17 protein-coding genes are annotated in these 21,573 nt (G+C 59.5%); 9 read left to right on the forward strand and 8 right to left on the reverse strand.

The window, feature by feature from the left end; translation table 11 throughout:
* Nucleotides 1–8: 8 nt before the first annotated feature.
* The 4 genes from trpD to argJ all read right to left on the reverse strand — a co-directional run bounded on the left by trpD (nucleotide 9) and on the right by argJ (nucleotide 4,712).
* Nucleotides 9–1,061: an anthranilate phosphoribosyltransferase gene (trpD, locus tag PPRO_RS03485; protein WP_011734655.1), complete on the reverse strand. Its 1,053-nt coding sequence runs from the start codon at nucleotides 1,059–1,061 to the stop codon at nucleotides 9–11.
* Nucleotides 1,062–1,209: 148 nt separating this feature from the next.
* The gene (locus PPRO_RS03490; RefSeq protein ID WP_011734656.1) at nucleotides 1,210–2,175 is read right to left on the reverse strand and encodes a response regulator; all 966 of its coding nucleotides are present in this window, start codon (nucleotides 2,173–2,175) and stop codon (nucleotides 1,210–1,212) included.
* Between the two features lie 89 nt (nucleotides 2,176–2,264).
* Entirely contained in the window at nucleotides 2,265–3,443 is a 1,179-nt protein-coding gene (locus PPRO_RS03495; protein WP_011734657.1) for a serine hydrolase domain-containing protein, read from the reverse strand.
* A gap of 87 nt (nucleotides 3,444–3,530) precedes the next feature.
* Nucleotides 3,531–4,712: a bifunctional glutamate N-acetyltransferase/amino-acid acetyltransferase ArgJ gene (gene argJ, locus PPRO_RS03500; RefSeq protein ID WP_011734658.1), complete on the reverse strand. Its 1,182-nt coding sequence runs from the start codon at nucleotides 4,710–4,712 to the stop codon at nucleotides 3,531–3,533.
* 371 nt (nucleotides 4,713–5,083) lie between these two features.
* Here argJ and PPRO_RS19280 point away from each other — a divergent pair, with 371 nt between their 5' ends.
* The 4 genes from PPRO_RS19280 to PPRO_RS03520 all read left to right on the forward strand — a co-directional run bounded on the left by PPRO_RS19280 (nucleotide 5,084) and on the right by PPRO_RS03520 (nucleotide 10,436).
* Nucleotides 5,084–7,756, forward strand: a complete 2,673-nt coding sequence (locus PPRO_RS19280; RefSeq protein ID WP_011734659.1) for a hybrid sensor histidine kinase/response regulator — start codon at nucleotides 5,084–5,086, stop codon at nucleotides 7,754–7,756.
* Between the two features lie 104 nt (nucleotides 7,757–7,860).
* A complete protein-coding gene (locus tag PPRO_RS03510) occupies nucleotides 7,861–9,798 on the forward strand; it encodes a GNAT family N-acetyltransferase (protein WP_232286685.1) in 1,938 nt (645 codons plus the stop codon).
* A 90-nt stretch (nucleotides 9,799–9,888) separates the two neighbouring features.
* Nucleotides 9,889–10,110: a dodecin gene (locus PPRO_RS03515; protein WP_011734661.1), complete on the forward strand. Its 222-nt coding sequence runs from the start codon at nucleotides 9,889–9,891 to the stop codon at nucleotides 10,108–10,110.
* 38 nt (nucleotides 10,111–10,148) lie between these two features.
* Nucleotides 10,149–10,436 carry a sll1863 family stress response protein gene (locus PPRO_RS03520; protein WP_011734662.1) on the forward strand — a complete coding sequence of 96 codons (288 nt, stop codon included), beginning with the start codon at nucleotides 10,149–10,151 and terminating at the stop codon, nucleotides 10,434–10,436.
* Between the two features lie 107 nt (nucleotides 10,437–10,543).
* On the opposite strand, the gene PPRO_RS03525 is transcribed toward PPRO_RS03520, so the two are convergent.
* A complete protein-coding gene (locus PPRO_RS03525) occupies nucleotides 10,544–11,176 on the reverse strand; it encodes an MBL fold metallo-hydrolase (RefSeq protein ID WP_011734663.1) in 633 nt (210 codons plus the stop codon).
* A 379-nt stretch (nucleotides 11,177–11,555) separates the two neighbouring features.
* Here PPRO_RS03525 and PPRO_RS03530 point away from each other — a divergent pair, with 379 nt between their 5' ends.
* Complete coding sequence (locus PPRO_RS03530; protein ID WP_011734664.1) at nucleotides 11,556–12,050, forward strand: FmdB family zinc ribbon protein; 495 nt, start codon at nucleotides 11,556–11,558, stop codon at nucleotides 12,048–12,050.
* Between the two features lie 84 nt (nucleotides 12,051–12,134).
* Entirely contained in the window at nucleotides 12,135–12,770 is a 636-nt protein-coding gene (locus PPRO_RS03535; RefSeq protein ID WP_011734665.1) for a flavodoxin family protein, read from the forward strand.
* Nucleotides 12,771–12,946: 176 nt separating this feature from the next.
* Here the strand turns inward: PPRO_RS03535 and PPRO_RS19285 are convergent, their stop codons facing one another.
* Entirely contained in the window at nucleotides 12,947–16,717 is a 3,771-nt protein-coding gene (locus PPRO_RS19285; protein ID WP_049759630.1) for an EAL domain-containing protein, read from the reverse strand.
* 170 nt (nucleotides 16,718–16,887) lie between these two features.
* Here PPRO_RS19285 and PPRO_RS03545 point away from each other — a divergent pair, with 170 nt between their 5' ends.
* Nucleotides 16,888–18,507: a methyl-accepting chemotaxis protein gene (locus PPRO_RS03545; RefSeq protein ID WP_011734667.1), complete on the forward strand. Its 1,620-nt coding sequence runs from the start codon at nucleotides 16,888–16,890 to the stop codon at nucleotides 18,505–18,507.
* Nucleotides 18,508–18,617: 110 nt separating this feature from the next.
* The gene (locus PPRO_RS03550; RefSeq protein ID WP_011734668.1) at nucleotides 18,618–18,815 is read left to right on the forward strand and encodes a hypothetical protein; all 198 of its coding nucleotides are present in this window, start codon (nucleotides 18,618–18,620) and stop codon (nucleotides 18,813–18,815) included.
* Between the two features lie 56 nt (nucleotides 18,816–18,871).
* On the opposite strand, the gene PPRO_RS03555 is transcribed toward PPRO_RS03550, so the two are convergent.
* On the reverse strand, nucleotides 18,872–19,975 hold the full coding sequence (locus PPRO_RS03555) for an NAD(P)-binding domain-containing protein (RefSeq protein ID WP_011734669.1): 1,104 nt from the start codon (nucleotides 19,973–19,975) through the stop codon (nucleotides 18,872–18,874).
* 143 nt (nucleotides 19,976–20,118) lie between these two features.
* On the opposite strand from PPRO_RS03555, the gene PPRO_RS03560 reads away from it, so the two are divergent.
* Nucleotides 20,119–20,733, forward strand: coding sequence for a flavodoxin family protein (locus tag PPRO_RS03560; protein ID WP_011734670.1), 615 nt, complete (start codon nucleotides 20,119–20,121; stop codon nucleotides 20,731–20,733).
* Nucleotides 20,734–20,997: 264 nt separating this feature from the next.
* Here PPRO_RS03560 and PPRO_RS03565 read toward each other — a convergent pair whose 3' ends face one another.
* Entirely contained in the window at nucleotides 20,998–21,399 is a 402-nt protein-coding gene (locus tag PPRO_RS03565) for a hypothetical protein (protein ID WP_011734671.1), read from the reverse strand.
* Between the last annotated feature and the right edge of the window lie 174 nt (nucleotides 21,400–21,573).

The raw sequence follows: 21,573 nt of genomic DNA on the forward strand, positions 1-21,573 counted from the left end.
GTTGCTGCTCAGTCCTTCGTTATCTGGATCAATTTCCTCAGCTGCTCCATGGCCCGGCCGCTGTCGATGGCCTCGGCAGCCAGGGCGATGGCCTGCTCTGGAGTTGCCGCCCTGTCGGCGGCAACCAGCGCATAGGCGGCGTTGATCAGGACGATATCACGCCGGGGGCCGGCAACGCCCTGCAGGACGGATCTGACGATGTCCGCGTTGGCTGTCGCGTCTCCACCGCGCAACTCATCCATCGAACAGCGGCTAAAACCCAGTTCCTCCGGGTGTATGGTGCATATACTGACGCCGCTGGTGGTTACCTCGGCAATCAGGGTCTCGGTCGTGGTGGTGATTTCATCCATGCCGTCCATGCCGTGTACCACGAAACCGTGCCGGCAGCCGAGCCTGTGCAGCACGCCGGCCAGTTTTTCCACCAGGCCGGGACGGTAGACACCCATGACCTGGCAATCGGCGCCTGCCGGATTGGTCAGGGGGCCCAGGATGTTGAATATCGTACGGATGCCGATCTCGCGGCGGGGGCCGATGGCATAACGCATGGCTCCGTGCAAGGCCGGGGCGAAGAGGAAGCCGATGCCGATTTTGGTGATGCACTGTTCGACGGTTTCCGGCGTAATATCCAGGTTGACTCCCAACTTTTCCAGCACGTCAGCACTGCCGCACAGGGAGGAGACTGAGCGGTTACCGTGCTTGGCTACCTTCACGCCGCAGGCGGAAACAACGAAGGCCACAGTGGTGGAAACGTTGAATGTATTGGTTCCGTCCCCTCCGGTTCCCACCACGTCCAGTATGGTTTCCCGGTCGATATTGATGTCGTCGCGATCGATATCCAGCAGGTCCTTACCGGCGCGGATGCGTGTGGCGTGCTCCCTCATGACCCTGGCGGCGCCGGTGATCTCATCGATTGTCTCGCCTTTCATGCGCAGGGCGGTGATAAAGGCGCCGATCTGCGCCGGGGTGGCTTCACCGGTCATGATCTGTCCCATGACCTCGATCATCTCCCCCTCCGTCAGATCCTTCTGTTCGACAATGCGCGCAATGGCTTTTTTTATCATCTCTGCCTCTTCAATCCGTGTGGGTCGGTCGGATTTCGAAAAACCGATGCCGCATTCTCTCCGCCAATGCCGGTCTCGTGTCCCGCATAACGGCTAAAAAAAGGGGGATGCGTAAACACCCCCCTCAGGCTACGGATGCTTGCCTGGTTCAGGAATCGTGGACTCCCTCCCTGATCCTCTGGATCGCCTCTCGTATCATCGTTTCCGCCAGGTCCGGGACGATCTCCCAGACGATCCGCTCGATGACCTCTTTCGACATGGACGCGATGGCTGCCCGCACCTGCTCTTCTGTCACTGCTGTCGCCGTTGCCGGATGCTGCGCATCCGCAGGGGCAGTGCTGGCCGAAACAGCGGGGATCTCGGGCGCTATGGCAGGCTCGGCAACCGATGCGGCAGGTTCGGTGAAGGGCGTGTCGGCGAAGGAAAACTCGTTTACCGGGGACGGCTCGCCATAGGTCGTGGTGGTCACGTCGGCCGCGGTTTCCTCTTCAAACTGAAAGCTCTTTTCGTCGATGGGAACCCAGGGAGAGGCGATCGGTTCCGGTTCCGGCACTGCAAAAGACGTCTGCTCGAGTCCGACCAGGGGGGGCGTTGCCGCCTCTTCGGGAGACGTGGTAAAGGCGTCCCAGATGTTATTGGGGGGAACGATGCTCTCCTCTGCTGAGGCGGGGGAGAAGGGTGCCGTTTCTTGAAGGAGGGATGCCGTCTGCGGCGGTGTCTCAAGTGGTTCGAAGGAACGCAATGCGCTCCGCTCGCACAGTTCGGTGACCTTGTTGATGATCTGCTGGGATTCAAACGGCTTTGCGATGAAGTCGTCGGCGCCGCATTCCCGCGCCTTTGTCTCGTCGAACGGTTCGAAGGAGCCGGTCAGAAGCAGGATTGGCTTGGCGGCCAGTTCGGGGATCTCGCGGACACGTTGGCATACCTCATAGCCTGACATGCCAGGCATCAGGGCGTCGATCAGCAGGATGTCGGGAATGACTTCAAGCGCCCTGTCAAGGGCTGCCTTGCCATTGTCCACAACGGTGAGGGCATACTCTTCAGACCCGAAAATGATGCCGATCACCTTCTGGATCGTGATGCTGTCATCTGCAAGGAGAATCTTGGTGCTCATCGGCCCCTCCCCTGATTAATGGCTGCGTAAATGTGATAAACGAGTAAAATACCTAACATACCACCACAGGAGTGTCAAGTTTTCGCTGTTCATCGGCCGGGCTGCCGTACCCCGTTGGCATGCGCGGGTGTGGCATCGTGGAATGCGGCTACGGCGAGCGTGGAGATATCCCCGCGCAGGCGATTGAACAGCCGTATATTCCGGTAGTCAAGGCGTATTGTCAGGACGATCGCGAACAGGTCCCGCTGGGGATCGATCCAGAGCGATGAACCGCTGTAGCCGGTGTGGCCAAAGGACATCTCGGAGAAATAACTCCCCCGGGGGGTTGAATAGGGAGAGGTGATGTCCCAGCCCAGGCCGCGCACGACCCTGCCGTTACTGTAGAAGTAGGGGGCTGTCATCTGTGCCACGGTGCGCTCTGAGAAAATCCGATGGCCGTCCAGGATGCCACCGCAGAGTATGAGGCGGGCAAAGCGGGCCATGTCGTATGCCGAGCCGAAAAGTCCCGCATGCCCGGCAACGCCACCCAGGTTGCGCGCATTGGTATCCTGCACAACCCCGCTGACGAACTGTTGCGCGTTCGTCAGGGTAGGTGCAACGGAAGTCGACAGCTGGGGCGGTGGGAGGAACATGGTTTCATGGAGGCCCAGCGGAGCATAGATGTGCTGGACGCAGAAAACGTCCAGGCGCGAGCCGGAAACCCGTTGCACCAGTTCCCCCAGCAGGATGAAGTTGATGTCGGCATAGAGAAAGTGCTGTCCCGGCTGGCGCCAGGTTTTCTGGGTCGCCACCTCCCTGATGACGGTGGCAATGGGAACCGCGCTGGGGATGGTGATGTCGTGGAGGCCCGATGTGTGGGTCATCAGGTTGAGGATGGTGATGTCCTCTCGCCCTGACCCTTCGAATTCGGGAAACCAGCGGGTCAACGGGTCCATCAGGGAGATGCGCCCCTCTTCCAGCAGTTTCATGACCGCCGGCGTGGTGGCCAGCACCTTTGTCAGCGAGGCCAGGTCGAAGAGTGTTGCGTCATCCAGTTGAGCCCTGTTCGCAGTAACCGGGATGCGTCCCCGCGCCGTGCTGTGGAGCACGCCGGCGTGGTTGCCGACTACCACCACGCCGCCGGCGATCAGGCCCTGTGATATGGCCTGCTCAAGGAGGTCGTCGATGGTGGTTGCGTGCCCGGCAAGTGGGAGATCGTCGGAGGCGGAGATGATTAAGGCCCATGAGATGAGGATGATTGTTGTGAAAAAAATGCATACGGCGCGCACGGCTGGCCTCCGCGGCTGTTCAAAGGACGTTAAAAAAGCCCCCTCGAGAGGGAGCTTCTGAAGGAGATGAGACTCTCTACGGCAGGGTCAGGTGCGATAATCCGCGTTGATGCTGACATAATCGTGGGAAAGATCAGACGTGTAGACCGTGGCGCTGCCGTTGCCCAGGCCCAGGTCAACGCTGACGGTGAACTCTCGCTTCCTGAGTACCTCGGTGCCGCGCTGCTCGGCATCCCCGCCAGCGAAGATGCCGTTGCGTGCCATGAGGACGCCATCGAAGCTGAGTGAGAGCAGCGACTGATCCACCTCGGCGCCGGAGTAGCCGACAGCCGCAAAGATGCGTCCCCAGTTGGCATCCTGGCCGTAGAATGCGGTTTTTACCAGGCAGGAATTGGCAATGGCCCGGGCCGCCAGTCTGGCGTCGTCGTCGCCGCGGGCACCGCTGACGCGCACCTCCACGAACTTGGTGGCGCCCTCGCCGTCCCTGGCGATCTGCTTCGCCAGGGAGAGGAGCACGTCGTTGAGAAGTGCCTCGAAGGCGTCTCCCTCCGCTGTTCCCTCCCTGATGAGGTCGTTGTCCGCCATGCCGTTGGCCATGAGCAGACAGGTGTCGTTGGTGGACATGTCGCCGTCAACGGTGATGGCGTTGAAGGATTGGGCCACCGCTTTCCGGAAGGCCCTTTCCTGGAAGGCCGGTTCTACGGCTGCATCGCTGATGATATAGGACAGCATGGTGGCCATGTTGGGCATGATCATACCGGAACCCTTGGCAATACCGGCCACCGTGTAGCTTGTGCCACGGACCTCTGCTTCGCGGGCCTCCATCTTGGGGAAGGTGTCGGTGGTCATGATTGCCTGGGCAACGTCATCCAGCGTGCCGCTAGAGAGCCCTTCGATGAGGGGAGGGATCGCGTCCCGGATGCGTTTCATCGGCATGGGTACCCCGATGACGCCGGTGGACGAGACCTGGACCGCCTGGTCGGAGATGCCCAGGCCCTGGGCGACCAGGTTGGCTGTCTCGCGAGCCACGATCATTCCCGCATCACCGGTGCAGGCATTGGCGTTGCCGCTGTTGACAACCACCGCCTGGGCGCTGCCGCCTTTGATATGCTCCATGGAGAGCAGCACCGGCGCGGCCTTGACGGCATTGACGGTGAAAACGGCGCAGGCGCTGGCGGGAACTTCGGAGAAGATCAGGGCCAGATCCTTGCGCCCCGGCTTTTTGATGGCGGCTTCAACGGCCGAGAAGCGGAAACCTTTGATATCCATGGATGCACATCCCATATGTGTATTCTAAAACCGGCGGAGCTGAGTCAAACGCTCGCCTGAGCAGAACATTACTCCAAAACTTCGGCCGGTAGCAAGCCTATTTGACGCTGCGCTGCGTCTATCCGGCGTCTTCGCCCTCTTCCTGGCTCTCTCCCTGACGTGGTATTCACGTTTCATGCGCATGCATTTTCCCCCTGGATTGTTACAATAGGGCAGTCGTTCCGCTTGCATGGTCGCACCGGTGGCATCCTGCGGAGAGGTCCGGAAGAATATAATTGCTTTTGCTTTATAAATGTCAAATTATGGCATGCACATGGAAGTGTTTTGCATGCTGTTTTGAAGAGGCTTTTTCTGGTTATGCGGAGATTCTGATGAAGATACCATCCCGATATAACGGGCTCCTGGAGAGAATTCGCATCGTCGCCATCTACGCCCTGTTCGGTTCCCTCTGGATCTACCTCTCCGATACGGTTGTGGGATGGCTGATACATGATCCCCTCGTCATCACCCGCCTCTCCGTTTACAAGGGGATTCTGTTCATCGCTCTCACCTCAGGCCTGCTCTACTTCCTGATCGCGCGCTATCTCTCGCGCATGGCGGAGTACAACCGGGAACTGGTGAAGAGCGAAGAGCGCTTCGTCTCCATCTTCAACAACATGTCGGACGCGATCTTCATTCATGACGCAGGTAGCGGCGCCATTGTGGATGCCAATGAATCGGTGTTCAGGATGTTCGGCTATGATCGCGACGAAATGGTCCGGCTTCAGGTCGGTGACATCAGCCAGGGGGAGGCGCCCTATTCCCAGACCGACGCGTTGCAATGGCTCCGCCGTGCCGCCGATGACGCGTCGCCGCTCACATTCGAGTGGCGCTGCAGGAGAAAGGACGGGAGCCTGTTCTGGGTAGAGTGCACCATGCGCAAGGCGCTGATCGGGGGGGGGGAGTTCATCATCGTTGCGGTGCGCGACATCAGCGAACGGAGAGATGTTGCCGAAGCGTTGCGGCGATCGGAGTACACCAACACAACTTTCAACAGGATATCCAGAATCTTTCTCACCAGCCTCGATGACGAGGATATGTTCGATTCCGTGCTCAAGGTTGTCCTTGACGTCATGGCCAGCCCCTACGGTATTTTCGGTTACATTGACGAAAACGGTTCCATGGTCTGTCCCTCGATGACCAAGGAGATCTGGAGCGAGTGTCAGATGAACCACAAGAGCACTGTCTTTCCCGAATTATCCTGGGGTGACAGCATCTGGGGTGCAAGCCTGAGGGACGGCGAGTCGCGCCGCGTGAACCAACCGTTCACGGTACCGGAGGGGCATGTCCCCATCCAGCGCTGTCTCTGTGTGCCGCTGGTGTACCAGGGGAACGCCATTGGCCTGTTTATCGTGGCCAACAAATCCACCGACTATACCGACGAGGAGCTGCGGGCGCTGCAATCCATAGCCGAACATGCCGCGCCGGTGCTCTACGCCAGGCTCCAGCAGCAGAAGGCAACCAGGGCCTTGGTGGAGAGCGAAAACCGGCTGCGGGTGATCTTTGAAGCCAGCCCGGCCGGGATCATCATGACATCCCCCTCCGGCGCGATCAGCTTTGCCAACCAGCGTATGGCCGAGCTGTTCGGCTACTCCCTGGGGGAACTGGTTGGAACCTCCTACCTATCCCACGTACACTCTGAGCAGTGCGAGGCCGCAGAGCATGAGATTCAGCGTCTTGTCAGCGGAGGGATCGGTTCCACCAACACCGAGCGGCACTACATCCGTGCGGATGGGAGCGATTTCTGGGGACATGTCAGCAGTCGCCGCTATGAGGATACGGATGGTGTTCTGGTTTCCATCGTAGCGATCGTTGCCGATATGACCGAACTGAAACAGGCCGAGGAACAGCGCCGCAAGCTGGAGCAGCAGATGCTCCACGTGCAGAAGCTGGAGAGCCTTGGGGTTCTGGCGGGCGGCATCGCCCATGATTTCAATAATATACTGCTGGCCATAACCGGGAATGCCAGCCTGGCCTTGATGCGTCTCAGCCCGGACTCTCCGGCGGTGCATCACCTGCGGCAGATCGAGAAAGCGGCCGACAAGGCGGCCGACCTGGCCCGCCAGATGCTGGCGTACTCGGGCAAGGGGCGTTTTGTCGTCGAGGCCCTGAACCTGAACCAGGTGGTGGAGGAGATGACCAGCATGCTGCACGTCTCCATCTCCAAGCGGGCCACCCTCCGCTATCACCTGGCCCCGGAGCTGCCCGCCATCGAGGCCGATGCGACCCAGATCCGGCAGGTTGTCATGAATCTGGCCATCAATGCCTCCGAGGCCATCGGCGACAGGGATGGCGTCATCTCCATAGCCACCGGCAGCATGGAATGCGACCAGAGGTACCTGCGCGAGACCTGGCTGGACCAGAGTCTGAGCGAGGGATTCTACGTCTATCTGGAAGTGGCGGATACCGGCTGCGGCATGAGCCGTGAGACCATGGAGCGGATTTTCGACCCCTTTTTTACCACCAAGTTTACCGGCCGCGGCCTGGGCATGGCCGCCATCCTCGGTATTGTCCGCGGCCACCACGGGGCTATCAAGATCTACAGCGAGCCGGGCAGGGGGAGCTCCTTCAAGATCCTGCTCCCGGCCAGCCAGCGCCCCGTGGAGCGACTCCACGAACCGCTTGCCCCTGCCCATTGGCGGGGAGATGGCCTTGTGCTGCTGGTGGACGACGAGGAGATCATTCGCACCATCGGCACGGACATGCTCACGGAACTGGGATTTGATGTTGTGACCGCCCAGGATGGCCGCGAGGCGGTGGAACTGTTTCGCCGAGACCCGGGCGGGATCACCTTTGTCGTACTGGACCTGACCATGCCGCACATGAGCGGTGAGGAGACCTTTCGCGAGATGCGCCGCATCGATCCGGCGGTCAAGGTGATCATGTCCAGCGGCTATAACGAATATGAGGTCACCCAGAAGTTCGTGGGCAAGGGGTTGGCCGGTTTCATTCAGAAACCGTACTCGCTGTCCATCCTGACGGACGTGATCCGCAACATCCTCTGAAATCACGGAAGAGCGAGCAGGCAGTCGGACGCAGCCGATCCGGCGACAGGGGGCAAAGGCAGACTATGCGGTGGCAGAACAGCAATTTTCCCTACATCAGGAGCTTGAACCAGGAGTATGAGAAGGCGATACGTCAGAGCACGCTCCTGAATATCGACTCCCTGGTGATCCCCTCCCCCTATATCCTGGACAGGACCATCGATATCGACTACGAACACAGCCTGGTCTGGGATGAGGAGGGGGAACTGCTTGGCTACCTGCTGGTCTACGCCACCCCCGACAGCAGGAAGCTCCATATCTACGAACAGGTGACCAGCCCTTTCGGCAGGGGAAAGGGGATCGGTTCGGCCTTCCTGGAATACCTGGCCAACAGTGTTGACGAAGATGCCCGCATCTACCTGTTCGTCTGGGAGAAACTGATCAGCTCCATCGAGTTCTTCCAGAGCAAGGGGCTGGTGATCGAGGAACTGATAGTCTACCGCAAGATGCGTTTCCACCGCATGTCCGCCACTGCCGGGACGATCCGGGAAGCCATCGCGCTGACCAAGAACAAGGACTACTCCGTCGTGGAGGAACTGGGCAAGGTGCGCCATGACGCCAAGAAGTCCCTGAAGGTGCTCTTCGACATGGCCTCCATGCTCTCGGTGGACAACTTCAACAAGGTCACCGAGGACATAAACCGGGAAACCACCGCGCTGGTGAACACCCTCAATACCTATGAGGACAAGATCAGGGTTTCCCACAAGGTTTCCATCAAGGAGCTGATCATCGAGCGGGTGATTCCCTTTGTCGAGGCGGCCAGTTTTCCCTGCCAGATTCGCCTGAACCTGGAATCCAGAATCTCCGCCGTCATGGGCAATTACATGAATTACAGCCGTGCCCTGATCAACCTCGTTTCCAACTCCCTGGACGCCATCAGGGTCTCCGGCAGGCGGGGGATCATCGAGTTCACCCTGCGGGAACAGGACGACGCGGTGCTCCTGATCATCCAGGATAACGGGGTCGGCATCGAGCGGGAAAAACTGAAAAAGGGGAGCGACATGCTCCCGCTGTTCGTGGGGAAAACCACCAAGCAGGGGACGGTGGGCGAGGGGCTCGGCACACGGCAGATCTTTTCCACCTTCGGTCCCGACAGCATCCATGTGGAGAGCAAGGTGCAGGAGTTCACCCGCTGGACCATCGCCCTGAAAAAGAACAACCAGAAGGATGCTGCGCTTTTGACCAGCCTGGGGTCGCGTTACGTCAGGTTCATCAAAACCACCCAGAGTATCGGTGTTACCCGGGAGAGCGGCAGGCCGGAGATTTCCCGCTTCATCTGGCAGCTCAGGCAGATGGAGCTGTTCAGCTACAAGCTGCTGTACCAGTTCAGCAGGTACAACAATGTGCGCGACATTTTCCAGAACATCCTGCTGTACCGCTACGGGGGGAGGAGTTTCGAGCAGTTCAAGGCCGAGCTGCGTCAATGCCGCATCGATGACGAGGTAATCAGATCCTGGCTGATGGGGATGATGAGGCGTATTAGCCGGAACGAGACCTGGATCATGCAGAACCTCTCCTTTGACGAGTACAAGGACGAACTGCTGCAGAGCTACGGCCAGGCCATCGACCGCACCATGATCTTTACCATGGATCCGGATAACGGGAGGTTTTTTGCCACCGACCGGCGTTTTGCCGAGCATCTTGATTTCGTTCCCTACCTTGGCCGCGGCCGCGATCAGCTGCTGAGGGGAGAGTTCAGTGGCGACTTCAAGAACCTCACCAGTCCGGTGGTCATGGGAGTCTGGAGCGTGAAGGACCTGCGCGACCTGCATGACAAGTTGAGGCTGATCCGGAAGGGGGTGGCGCGGTTGCGGGAGATGGGACTTTCCGGGGAGAAGCGGCTCTCGTTCTATACCACCACCTACAACTCCATTGGCCGCGACGTTGACATCTTCAGGACCCTCTCCCTCCATGACATGCTGACCATGGAGGATGGGGCGCTGGACTGTTTGACCAGGGAGGTCGACAACGAGATGAACGAGATGGTCTTCGCGGCCGGGTAGGAGCGTCGCTGTCGACGGAGGTTGCGGCCGGCCGCACCTGTGCTACTGTTAGCACAGGTTAAACTATTTTCGGTACGAGAGGAGACCACCATGTACGGTGCGGACAGGATTTACAAGAAAGTCGAGATTATCGGCGTTTCCAAGATCAGTATCGAGGCCGCCATTGAAACGGCCGTGACCAAGGCGCGTGCCTCCTTGGACAAACTCTCATGGTTCGAGGTGCAGGATATCAGGGGCCATATCGGTGATGATGGCAAGGTCTCCGAATACCAGGTGGTGCTCAAGGTCGCCTTTCAGTTGAAGGGAGAATGACGGGAAGCGATCCCCCGCAAGCGGGGAAGGAGAAAACGATGGACAGGAAAGAAGCATATCGGGAAAAGCTGGATGCCCAACTCAAGGAGCTGAAGGCGAAGATTGATCAGCTGGAGAACCGGGTCTCCTCGCTTTCCGCCGATGCAAAGGCCGAGCTGGTCAAGGATATCCACGATCTGCGCAAAAGGAAGATGATCGTGAGGGAAAAGTGGAATGAACTGCAGAAAGCAGGCGGGGAGGCATGGGATGCCATGAGGGAGGGGGTGGAAAAGGCCACCGCCGAACTGAAGGAGTCCCTGGAGAAGGTCATCTCACGCTTCAAGTAGCCCTTTTTCCCCCACGCCATGTGATCGCCCGGTGGAGGTCGTGAATGAACAGGGGGCTGCGCTGGCAGGCCCCTGTGTCGTATCCGTCTCCGCTGTTGCCCGGTGTCTCACCCCCTCCTGAGGAAGGGGTTGCTGAACAGCTCGATGGCAATGGTCGAGGATGGTCCATGTCCCGGATAGAGCTTGGTGCTTTCCGGCAGGACGGCAAGGCGCTCACGGATCGAGCGCGTCAGCACCTCCATGGAGCCGCCCGGCAGGTCGGTCCTGCCCACCGAGCCGTTGAAGAGCGTATCCCCCGTGAACAGCACCCCCGTGCTCATGCTGTAGAAGCAGCACCCTCCCGGCGAATGCCCCGGCGTATGGATGACCTTCAGTCGCTGGTCACCGAACGAGATGGTCATGCCGTCGGTCAGGTACTGGTCCGGCTGGGGAGAATTTTCCGTAAGCACCCCGAAACTCCTGCCGGCGTCGGCAGCCATGGAGAGCAGGAAGGCGTCCCGTTCATGGATCAGAAATTTGGCGCCGGTGGCCTTCAGAAAGGCCCGGTTTCCGCCCACGTGATCGAAGTGGCCGTGGGTGTCGAGAAGGTAACGTATGCTCAGCTCCAGTTTCGTGATTCGGGCCAGCAGTCTGTCAACATCTCCACCCGCATCGATGACAACCCCTTCACGACTCCTCTCGCATCCCAGAATATAGCCGTTGACCTGAAGGGGGCCAACCGGAATGGTTTCAATGATCATGTCTTTCCTTCCCGTCTGTCGTGATTCTGTCGCTGACTTCCTGGCACCTGCTGCCAGGATGCCAGAATTAGTGCAATGGTTGTATCCTGGTCAGGCGTTCCTGTGTCGAAGCAGCTGGCATCCTACCTTCGCGGCAGGTAAAGGTCAAGTACTGCCCGGCCATTGCAACCGGCTACGCGTCTGATCGCACAACCTTGTCGGGCAGGGACAGCTGGCGGCGAAAAAGTGGCCTGCGACGGACAATATGATGCTATTATTCCACCCTCAGTTTGTCTCCCCTTGCTGAATGACATCGAGGCAGGGGCGCGGCTGTCAGGGGGGCGTGGCCCGGAAAACGGACCATTTCGCCGCCCTCCAACCCAAAAAACGAGGTGCTGCCATGCCGGTCTACGAATTCTACTGCTCTGACTGCCATACCATCTTCAACTTCCTGTCCCGCCGGGTGAATACGGTCAAACGTCCCCCCTGTCCGCGCTGCTCCCGGCCGGATCTGGAGCGCCAGGTTTCGCGCTTCGCCTTCTCCAGGGGGCGCACGGATGAGCCCGATGCCGAGGGGATGCCCGACCTGGATGAGAGTCGCCTGGAAAAGGCCATGATGTCACTGGCCGGAGAGATGGAGGGGGTTGACGAGAACGACCCGCGTCAGATGGCGCGCTTCATGCGCAAGTTCTCCGACGCTACCGGCGTGGAGCTGGGCGAGGGGTTCCAGGAGGCCATGCGGCGCCTGGAGGCGGGGGATGATCCGGAACTGATCGAGCAGGAGCTGGGCGATCTCCTGGAGGGGGACAACCCCTTTGCCAGCCAGGGGATGAAGAGAATCAGACGCAGGTACGTGCCGCCCGCCCATGACGAGACCCTCTATACTCTGGAGTAGAACCGGGCCGCGGGGATGGGCGCAGGGCCTGGCCGCCGGCTGGTGTTACAAGACTGGTCATACATAACCACAAGGAGGATCATGATGAAGGTCGTTGCCATTAACGGAAGTCCGAAGAAAGAGGGGAACACCGCCCATGCCATCGGCATGGTTGCTGCCGAACTGGAGAGTGAAGGGATAGAGACAGAGGTCATCCATGTCGGCAACCAGACCATCAGGGGGTGCGTTGCCTGCGGCCAGTGCGCCCGGAACAAAAACGAACAGTGCGTCCTCACCGGCGACGACGTCAACGAGATTATCCAGAAGATGAAGCAGGCTGACGGAATCATCCTGGGGTCTCCCGTTTACTATTCGGCCATCGCAGGGACCATGAAATCCTTCCTGGACCGGGTCTTCTACGTTTCCGGCGCCAATGGCGGGCTGTTCAGGCACAAGGTGGGGGCGTCGGTGGTGGCGGTGAGGCGCTCCGGCGGCTTGCCCGCCTTCGACCAGCTGAATAACTACCTGTTCTACTCCGAGATGCTGCTGCCCGGATCAAACTACTGGAACGTGATCTACGGAGCCAAGCCGGGAGAGGCCGTGCGCGACGGAGAAGGCGCCCAGATCATGCGGCTTCTGGGCAGAAACATGGCCTGGCTGATGAAGCTGGTTGAGCATGGCCGGGGCAGGGTGGCGGAACCGGAGCGTGAGGCCAAGATATTCATGAACTTCATTCGTTGACCAGCGCTTCAGGCCGACAGTGGTTCAGAGGGGGAGGCACAGCCTCTCCCTCCACCGTCCCCATTCCGTCTGCAGGCCATCCCATGAACCGTACCGACGAATACGCCTACATTCGGCAGGTGGGGGCTGTCGTTTTCAGGGTCAGCCCTTCGAGCCCCGAATCAGGGCAGCCGCATTCAGGCGGTTTGCCCGCCCATCTCCCGCGCCAGAAGCCACTCAGGCACTTGCTCCGGCGTGAGTGGCCTTGCGACAAAGTACCCCTGGATCCCGTCGCAACCGGCGGCGCGCAGGGCACGGTACTCATCCTCCTTCTCCACCCCCTCCGCGATGACCTGCATGTCAAGGGTATGGCCAAGGCCGATGATGGCCTTGATGATGGCCAGGTCGGCCGGTCGCTCCAGCATTCCCCGTATGAATGACCTGTCTATTTTCAGGCAGTCGATGGGGAAACGGTGCAGGTAGTTCAGGCTCGAGTAGCCGGTACCGAAATCATCGATGGAGAACAGAAAACCCTCATCCTTGAGTGTTTCCATGACCCGTATGGTCCGCACCGCATCCTCCATCAGCATGGTTTCGGTCAGTTCTAGCTCGATCCGATGGGGGGATACCCCCTCCTCCCTGACCAGTTGCACCAGATCTTCGACAAAGCGCCTGTCACGGAACTGGACAGCTGAAACGTTAAGGGAGAGGCAGATGTGGGACATCCCGACCGAACTCCAGCGGGAAAGCTGGCGACAGGCGTTGCGGATGACCTGCTTTCCGATGGGGATGATCAGTCCCGTTTCCTCGGCTATGGGAATGAACTCCATGGGAGAAATCATGCCGTGATCCGGGTGCTGCCAGCGCAGAAGGGCCTCCAGGCCGTATGGTTTGCCGGTGTGGAGATCCAGTTTTGGCTGGTAGTGGAGCAGAAGCTCGTTCCGCTCGATCCCCTTTCTCAGGCTGGTCTCGATGCTGAGACGCTGCATGGCCCGCGAGTTCAGCTCTTCCGTGTAAAAATGGTAGTTGTTCCTCCCGACCTCCTTTGCCCTGTACATGGCAGTGTCGGCATTGCGCAGCAGGGTGTCCTTGTCCAAACCGTCCTCCGGGAAGATGCTGATGCCGATGCTGCAGGAACAGTGCAGCTCATATCCCCCCGCGTCGTAGGGCTGGCGCATCAGCGGCAGAAGCCGGTGTTTCATGATCTCCTCGATCTGATGGGAATCCTCGATGTCGGCCAGAATGATGACGAACTCGTCCCCTCCCAGGCGGCTGACCGTGTCCCCGTCACGCACACCCATGGAGAGACGGTTGGCCGCCGTGACCAGGACGCAGTCACCCACATGGTGGCCGAGTGAATCGTTGATGTTCTTGAAATGGTCCAGGTCGATGAAGATCACCGCCACATGCCGTCCGTTGCGATGCGCCTGCTGCAGGGCCAGTATCAGCCGCTCCATGCAGAGCAGGCGATTGGGGAGGTTGGTGAGGGCATCGTGATGGGCGATGTGCTGGATGCGCTGTTCCTGGGACTTCTGGGCGCTGATATCGGTGAACAGGGCGATGTAGTTGGTTACCGTTCCCTGCCGGTCATGGACGGTGTTGACCACCATCCACTGGGGTGAAACCTCGCCGTTTTTATGCCGACACCAGAATTCCCCCTGCCATGAGCCGCGCTTTCTGATCCCCCGCCAGAGCTGGCGGAAATAGATGCCGTCATGCACGTCCGACCTGAGCGCCAGGGAGGACTGCCCGATGATCTCTTCCGCCCGGTATCCCGTGGTGGCGCAGAATGCCTGGTTGACGGAGACGATGCGCTGCGCGGCGTCCGTGATCATGATGCTTTCCGAGGTGCACTCGAAGACACGCCCCCACAGCTCCAGTGTTGCCTCGGCCCTCCGTCGTGCACTGATATCGATCCCCACGGTTATGAGACAATCCTCGCCTCCCAGCAGGAAGAGCCGTGAGGTCAGGAGGTAGATCTCCCGGGATGAGCTCCCCTGGAGTGATACCTCTGCTTCGGCTGCGCCCCGCCGAAATCCTCCCTGGACCATGGAACGAATCTTCTCCCTCTGGTCCGGCGGAAAATGGAGTTCGATGGAAGAGAAGGGGGAGCCGGGAGAGGTGGTCTCCCGAAAACGGTCGAAATTCCGGTTGGTGCTGAGAATCCTGAAATCGCTGCCCAGCATGAAAAAAATGCCGGGCAGGCTATCCAGAGCCGCCTGGGAGAATGCCTTCTCGTTACGCACCCCCTCTTCCAGGTGCTTGCGGAGGTTGATGGGGGTGAAGAGCGTCAGGAGCGCCTGTTCACCCTGGTAGCTCACCGGGCGTACCGAAACCTGGGACCAAAAGCAGGGAGCGCCGGGCAGCCGCAGGAGCAGCTCGTATTCATCGATGTTTTTTTCCTCAACCAGGAGCGAGAGAAAGGTTTCACGCTGGTTCTCTCCCGCTATGACGTCAAAGGGGGACCACGACTCCAGGCCAGCGGCTGTCTGATCCGGCATGAACAGCTCCAGTGCCGGCCCGTTGGCGTGGCGGAGGCTGTGGCCGCTCAGGGAGGTTACCGTGAGCGGCAGGGGGATCGACTCGAACAGGGCCCTCTGGGCATCGGAGGCGCGGGCAGCTGCCACGAGTTCCTGCTGGGTGATGCGGTCGTTGTTGAGCCGCTCCAGCATGGAGTTGAAGCAGCTGACCAGTTCGCCGATCTCGTCATTTCCCTCCTTCTTCGCACGCAGGCTGTAGTCGTTTGTCATCTGCACCGCCCCGGCGACGGTGGCAAGCTCACGAATAGGGGCGACGATTCTGCGGGCAATGTAGAAAACGGACAGCAGGATCAGCCCCAGCAGCAGACATGCGGTACCCAGGTGCAGCCACATGCGCCTGAAATACGAGTCGATGCGGTTGTTCAGCAGCAGGTCGAGTTCCTGGGAGCTCTCTTTCCAGCAGGCATGCACGCTGAGCAGGGCATCCCGGTGCGCCTGTCGTATACGGAAACGGGTGGTTGCTGTCTCTACGCTTTTTGTCCCATATGGCTGGGCGGCAATACGCTGCAGCGAGGAGATCAGCCGGGCATGGCTCTGACCGAGGCGTTCCTTCAGCCTTCCCGAGGGATCGTTGCGGAATGCGGCGTTGAAATCGGAATCAATGGCCTTTTGTGCCGCTGCCAGCTTTCCCTCCATCACCAGGAGTCCGAGCCGGGAGTGCTTATTCCTTGCTCCCGCTGATGCCATGGATTCCTGGGTACGTTCTCCATGGTCCAGCAGCAGTGAAACCATCTCAGGAAAACGCAGAAGGACCAGGGACATGGTGTAATAGCTGTCCAGATCCGGATCAAGGATCAGGTTTGATTGGTCGCCGATTCTCGCGATCAGTTGCATGGCAGCGGTGATGGCTTCGGCGTGGAGAGCCCTGGGCTCTCCGGATGCATTGATCTCGTCTTCTGTGATGATCGTGCGGATAGCATGAACCAGTTCGTGCTGGAACTGTCCGGTGTGCAGCCCCCTGCCGTAGCGCTCTTCTGCTTCGACAAGGGCTCCCGTCACGCGCTTCAACTCGTCCTGGCGCGCAGCGACCGGCTGCCGGTGCTCTTCTCTCCTTGCGTCGGCGCTCTCGATTAAAGCGAATACGCTTTCCCTGGCAGCAGCGATGTAGTGGTTGCCGGCGATTTCCTTGCGCGAAAAGTCTATGGCCAAGTACTTCTCATGGATGAGAATGGTTGTGATGAAGATTACCGCCGAGAGATCCAGGAGGTAGATCAGCAGAAGTTTCTTTGCGACACTGAGGTTGCTGATGAACCCCGTGATTCGTGATGGCATCATCTCGATCGGCTCCCCTTTGATGACCTGTTCGTGGATAACGTCGAATTTTAATGAAAGCATGAAGGGTGCCAAGGGTGGATAACGCCCCGATTCCGGCATGGCCGTGCCGGGCTCCGGCAGCAGGGGACACGCAAGTGCCCTGAAATCTGTCATGGATGTCTGTTTTGTCGGCAGCCCACTGGTCCTGCGGTACTCCGGGCGTAGTGCTGCCTCGCAGGAAACTCATCCATGACTCTTCTTTTCCCTCGTCAGGCCGGAAAAACTCTCGGGATATGATACGATTCAATCACCATACTGCAAGCTTATCTCGTCGGAGGTGGATAATGAGCAAATTTAGCATCGGAACCCGTCTGCTGGCAGGATTTTCGTTTGTTCTGATACTTCTGGCCGTTATCATCGCCACAGGGGTCAACAGCCTTAACAAGAGCGAGGATCAGCTGAAGAATGTCAAACGTATCAGCGGCCTGAGCAACAAGGTAGTGGTTGCGACCATCGCCGACAAAGATATTCAGGAGTTGGTGAAGGGGCTGATAATGGTTGACCTGAGCGCTGAGAGGGGGCGGGTCGTCGCCAGCATACGCGAACTGGAGCAGAAGTGCGCGGAAGCGGTGGATGTGCTGGACAAAAACACCAAAACACCGGATGGCAAGAAGCTTGTGGCCGAGGTGAAGGCAGCCCGTGAGGAAGTTGCCAGAGTGGATGAAAAACTCATCACCCTGGCGATCAGTGGTGACAGTGCCGGGTTTAAGGCGATGATGAATGTTGAAGGAGAAAAGGCGATTGCCAGGTCATCATCGGCGCTTGACGCTCTGCTGTCGTTCTACGACAAACGTGTGGGAGTTCGCGTAGATGATGCGATCGACAATGCCGCCTACGCAACCCGACTGATGTTTGGTCTGGGCATCGCAGCCATCCTCCTGGGAATTCTGGCAGCCGTTTTCATCACGCGCAGCATTACGGTGCCATTGCACACCTGTGTGGAGATGGCCGACAAGATTGCCGATGGTGACATGTCCATTTCCATGAGAGTCGAAGACGGCAAATGCGAAACGGTGCATCTCATCAAGGCCATAGCAAATATGGCAGAGAGAATTCGCGATGCCATCGGCCGTGTTTCCCTGGCTGCCGGCGAGGTCTCCGCCGCTGTTACGGAACTGCATGAAAATTCGCAACGCATGGTACGGGGGACTGATGAGGTTTCCTCCCAGGCTTCCATGGTTGCCACTGCCGGTGAGGAAATGGCAGCCACATCTCTGGATATCGCCAACAACTGCAACTCCGCAGCCGAGAGCTCGCGCCATGCCAATCAGCTTGCTACCAGCGGAGCTTCCATTGTCCAGGGGACCGTTGACGGGATGGCCCGCATCGCCGAGCGGGTCCGTGCCACGGCGCGCAGTGTCGAGAATCTCGGCTCACGCTCGGACGAGATCGGCGCCATTGTTGGCACCATCGAGGATATCGCGGATCAGACCAATCTGTTGGCACTCAACGCGGCAATCGAGGCGGCCCGCGCCGGAGAACAGGGGCGGGGATTCGCGGTGGTCGCCGACGAGGTTCGCGCCCTCGCCGAACGTACGACCCGTGCGACCAAGGAGATCGGCGGTATGATCAAAGCTATCCAGACCGAGACGCACCAAGCGGTTCTTTCTATGGATGAGGGCGTCAACGAGGTGGAGAGAGGTACGCAAGAAGCGTCCAAGTCCGGCAGTGCACTGGAGGAGATTCTTGCGCAGATCAACGAGGTTACCAACCAGATCAACCAGATTGCCACCGCTGCGGAAGAACAGAGCTCAACCAGTCGCGACATCAGCAACAACATGCATATGATCACCGGAATTGTCAATGAAACCGCACAGGGAACCCAGGCAACCGCCAAGGCCGCAGACCAGTTGACGGCTCTTGCCAATGACCTGAAGGTGCTTGTTGCCCAGTTCAGGCTGTAGCTGCACTGGCCGCGATGGGGCAGGGCGTCTGAATACGGCATATGAACAACCACGGCACACATACAGCGGAACATCCCCGACTTCTCGTCGGATCGATGAAAGGAATCGTTATGAAGGAGAGCAGACTGACCATGCCGGAGGTGGCGGCCCTTGCGGCCACGCGGGTGGCGCTGGGTGGGGGCCTTGGCCTGCTGCTGGCGGATCGCATCGAGACCAGGCAGCGCCAGCTGATCGGCTGGACCCTCTTCCTGGCGGGGGCTGTCACCACCGTGCCGCTGGTAAAGCTGGTGTTGGACAGGCGCGGCTGATGTGGGTGGGGGAGGTGACCGTGCAGCCATGCTCCAGGTCTGGCCTGGGGCGGTTGCTAACCGTTGAGTTTCCTGCGAATCGCCTCCACAGCGTGCCAGGCGTCGTTCAGCGCGGTGTAGATCAGATTGGGGTGCTTCTCCTCCACGATGGCCCCCTCGCTGATCCTCATGAACGAGGGGGATATGGCGCCGCCGATGATATGGATCCCCCTGCGGGTTGATTCGAACTCCGCGGTCAGAAGCGCCAGCCGTTCACCCTCCTTGCCGATCTTGCAGACCCCGCCGGTACAGGTGATCAACTGGATGCCGAGTCGTTCGAAGATCGGGCCGGGTCCCTGGGAGCCGATGCAGGCGATGACGTTCTGCATGGGAAAGCTCAAGGCGTGGTACAGGTCGATGCCGTCGGGCTGTTCGAAGATGTTGATCCGGATCACCAACCGCTCCATACCCTGGCTGTCCACCTCGCCGATGCGGGGAATGGCGCCGGGCAGCAGGCGGATGTTGCCTCCCAGCAGTATCTCCTCTCCCAGACGCTGGGCGGTCTCCTTGTTGACCCTGAAGGTTTCGGCCCGATGAGCCCAGAAGACCGGGGTGCTGTCGTTAGCCTCGCGTTTTGCCCTGAGGATGCTGATGATCACGTCGGCAGCGGAATTCCCGCCGCCGATGACCAGCGTCTTGATGCCGATGTACTTCTCCACATCGTCCAGCCCTTTGGCAACCATCTTGGCGTCGCCGTACACTGTCAGCTCGCGGGGAATGTTGCAGCCGAAGGCCAGAATCACCTTCCTGGCCCGATAGCTCTCCCTGTCCGTGCGCACCGTCAGAACTCCCCGCTCCTCATGGATGTCCTGAAGGCTTGTCTCGGTCTGGATATTGAGTCCCCCCTGCCGGACAACCTCCTGGACCTTTCGCAGGTACTCCTCCACCGTCACCGGCTCCTCGGGTGGGCGCAACTCCTCCACCAGGAACGGTTCGGATGCATCTTTGGGAATGGTGGGATAGACCAGCTTTCCCGCCGGATAGGAGTGGGCGATGCCCTGGAAGGCAGCTTTTCCCGATTCCAGCAGCAGGTGGGAGAGGCCATGGCGTTTGCACATCAGGGCACAGGCCACTCCGGCCGGTCCACCGCCAACTATAAGGACATCGTAAAGCAAGCTCATGGTCGTACTCCCCTGAATCCGGATTCCCTGCGCCGGTCGCGTGGCCGGCGGGGGTATGGGTTTAGTATGCCGCTGGTCGATGAATCTTCAACCGCTTCAGGGGTGTTGTTGCCCTGATCCGCATATTCAAAGGAGGAACCACAATGGCTCCAAAAAAGATCGTCATCATCGAGTCGAGTCCGCGGCACAACGGCAACAGCACGCTTCTCGCCCGGGAGGTCGCTTCCGGCGCGGTCAACCTGGGCGCCGATGTTGAAACAGTGCATCTGCACGGCATGGACATCAAACCTTGCAGCGCCTGCGACGCCTGCCAGGAGTCGCTGGAGACGGATTGCGTCATCGGCGACGACATGAAAGCGCTCTATTCCAGGCTGCGCGCTGCGGACGCCATCGTCTATGCCACGCCTGTCTACTGGTTCACCGTTTCCGGCCAGATCAAGCTGTTCATGGACCGCTGCTATGCCCTTACCTGTGCGGCAACAGTGCCGGGAGAAGAGGGGGGTGAGCCGGTCTATACCCTGGAGAACGATCTGGCCGGCAAGAAATTGGGCATCGTCCTGACCTATGGGGACGTGGACCCGTTCGTCTCGGGCGCGGTCAACGCCCTGCGCACCTTCCAGGACATGGCCCGCTTTCTGGGGGCCGAGATCGTTGGTCAGGTGTACGGGAGCGCCCTGACGCCGGGCGAGATAGTCGGTAACAGCGCGTTGATGCATCAGGCATACCAGCTCGGCAGAGACCTGGCAGCAGGCGCTTGAATATATGAATGAATGATGCCAAACGTTGAAACTTTTCAGGAAAGCAAGAAACCGCCCTATCGTTTGCAAACAGGGCGGTTTCATATTCTGGCCGCCAGGCGGGGCATCTGCTCTGCAGTGCCGCTTGCCTGAACGTATCTTTGCGCCACACCCCGTGAATCGCCGAGGTTGTGGCGTTGCTTAGCGCCTCGGCTTCCCATGGATCCGTCTTTTCCCGAATGTAAGCCCTTTTCCTCCCCCAACTGCTCCTCTCCGGTCATCAACTCAGTCGGTCGTGCGGCCGTGAAGCAGGGACCAGTGCCTGATGCCGCCCGGCATGTGGCTGACCACCACGCCGATCACCAGCGCCGTGGCAACGATCTGAGCTCGGTACTCCGGCCAGAGATGGATCAGGCCGAGAATTGCCACATGGGCTATGACCATCACCCCGCGTACCTGGTAGGGCCAGTGACGGCTCTGGTTGATCCCCAACAGCACCAGGATGATGCCGCTGGCGACCGCGGCCTGGTGCCAGGTAAGCAGACGACTGAACGGCATGGCGAATACCGCGCCGCCGAACAGGACGCCGGTAGTTGCGATATGGGAGGCACGCATCAGGATGTCGAACGCCCGGATCCAGCCGGAGCGATGCTTCTTTTCTTCTTTGCTTTTCGTGCTTGTTTCCATGTGATGCTCCCCTGAGGTCCTTCCCACGCATCCCTTGCGCCCGGCCTGTCCTGTTTTCCCGTTTCCGGCTGTCGTGAAGCAGTGCCGATTCGCCGGCGGAGCACATCTATAGTTCATGCGTCGGATGGATGCAAGAACGATTATCATGCGGTTCCGTCAGCAGGACCGTGACAG

It is taken from the genome of Pelobacter propionicus DSM 2379 (genome assembly GCF_000015045.1).
Classification (GTDB): Bacteria; Desulfobacterota; Desulfuromonadia; order Geobacterales; family Pseudopelobacteraceae; genus Pseudopelobacter; species Pseudopelobacter propionicus.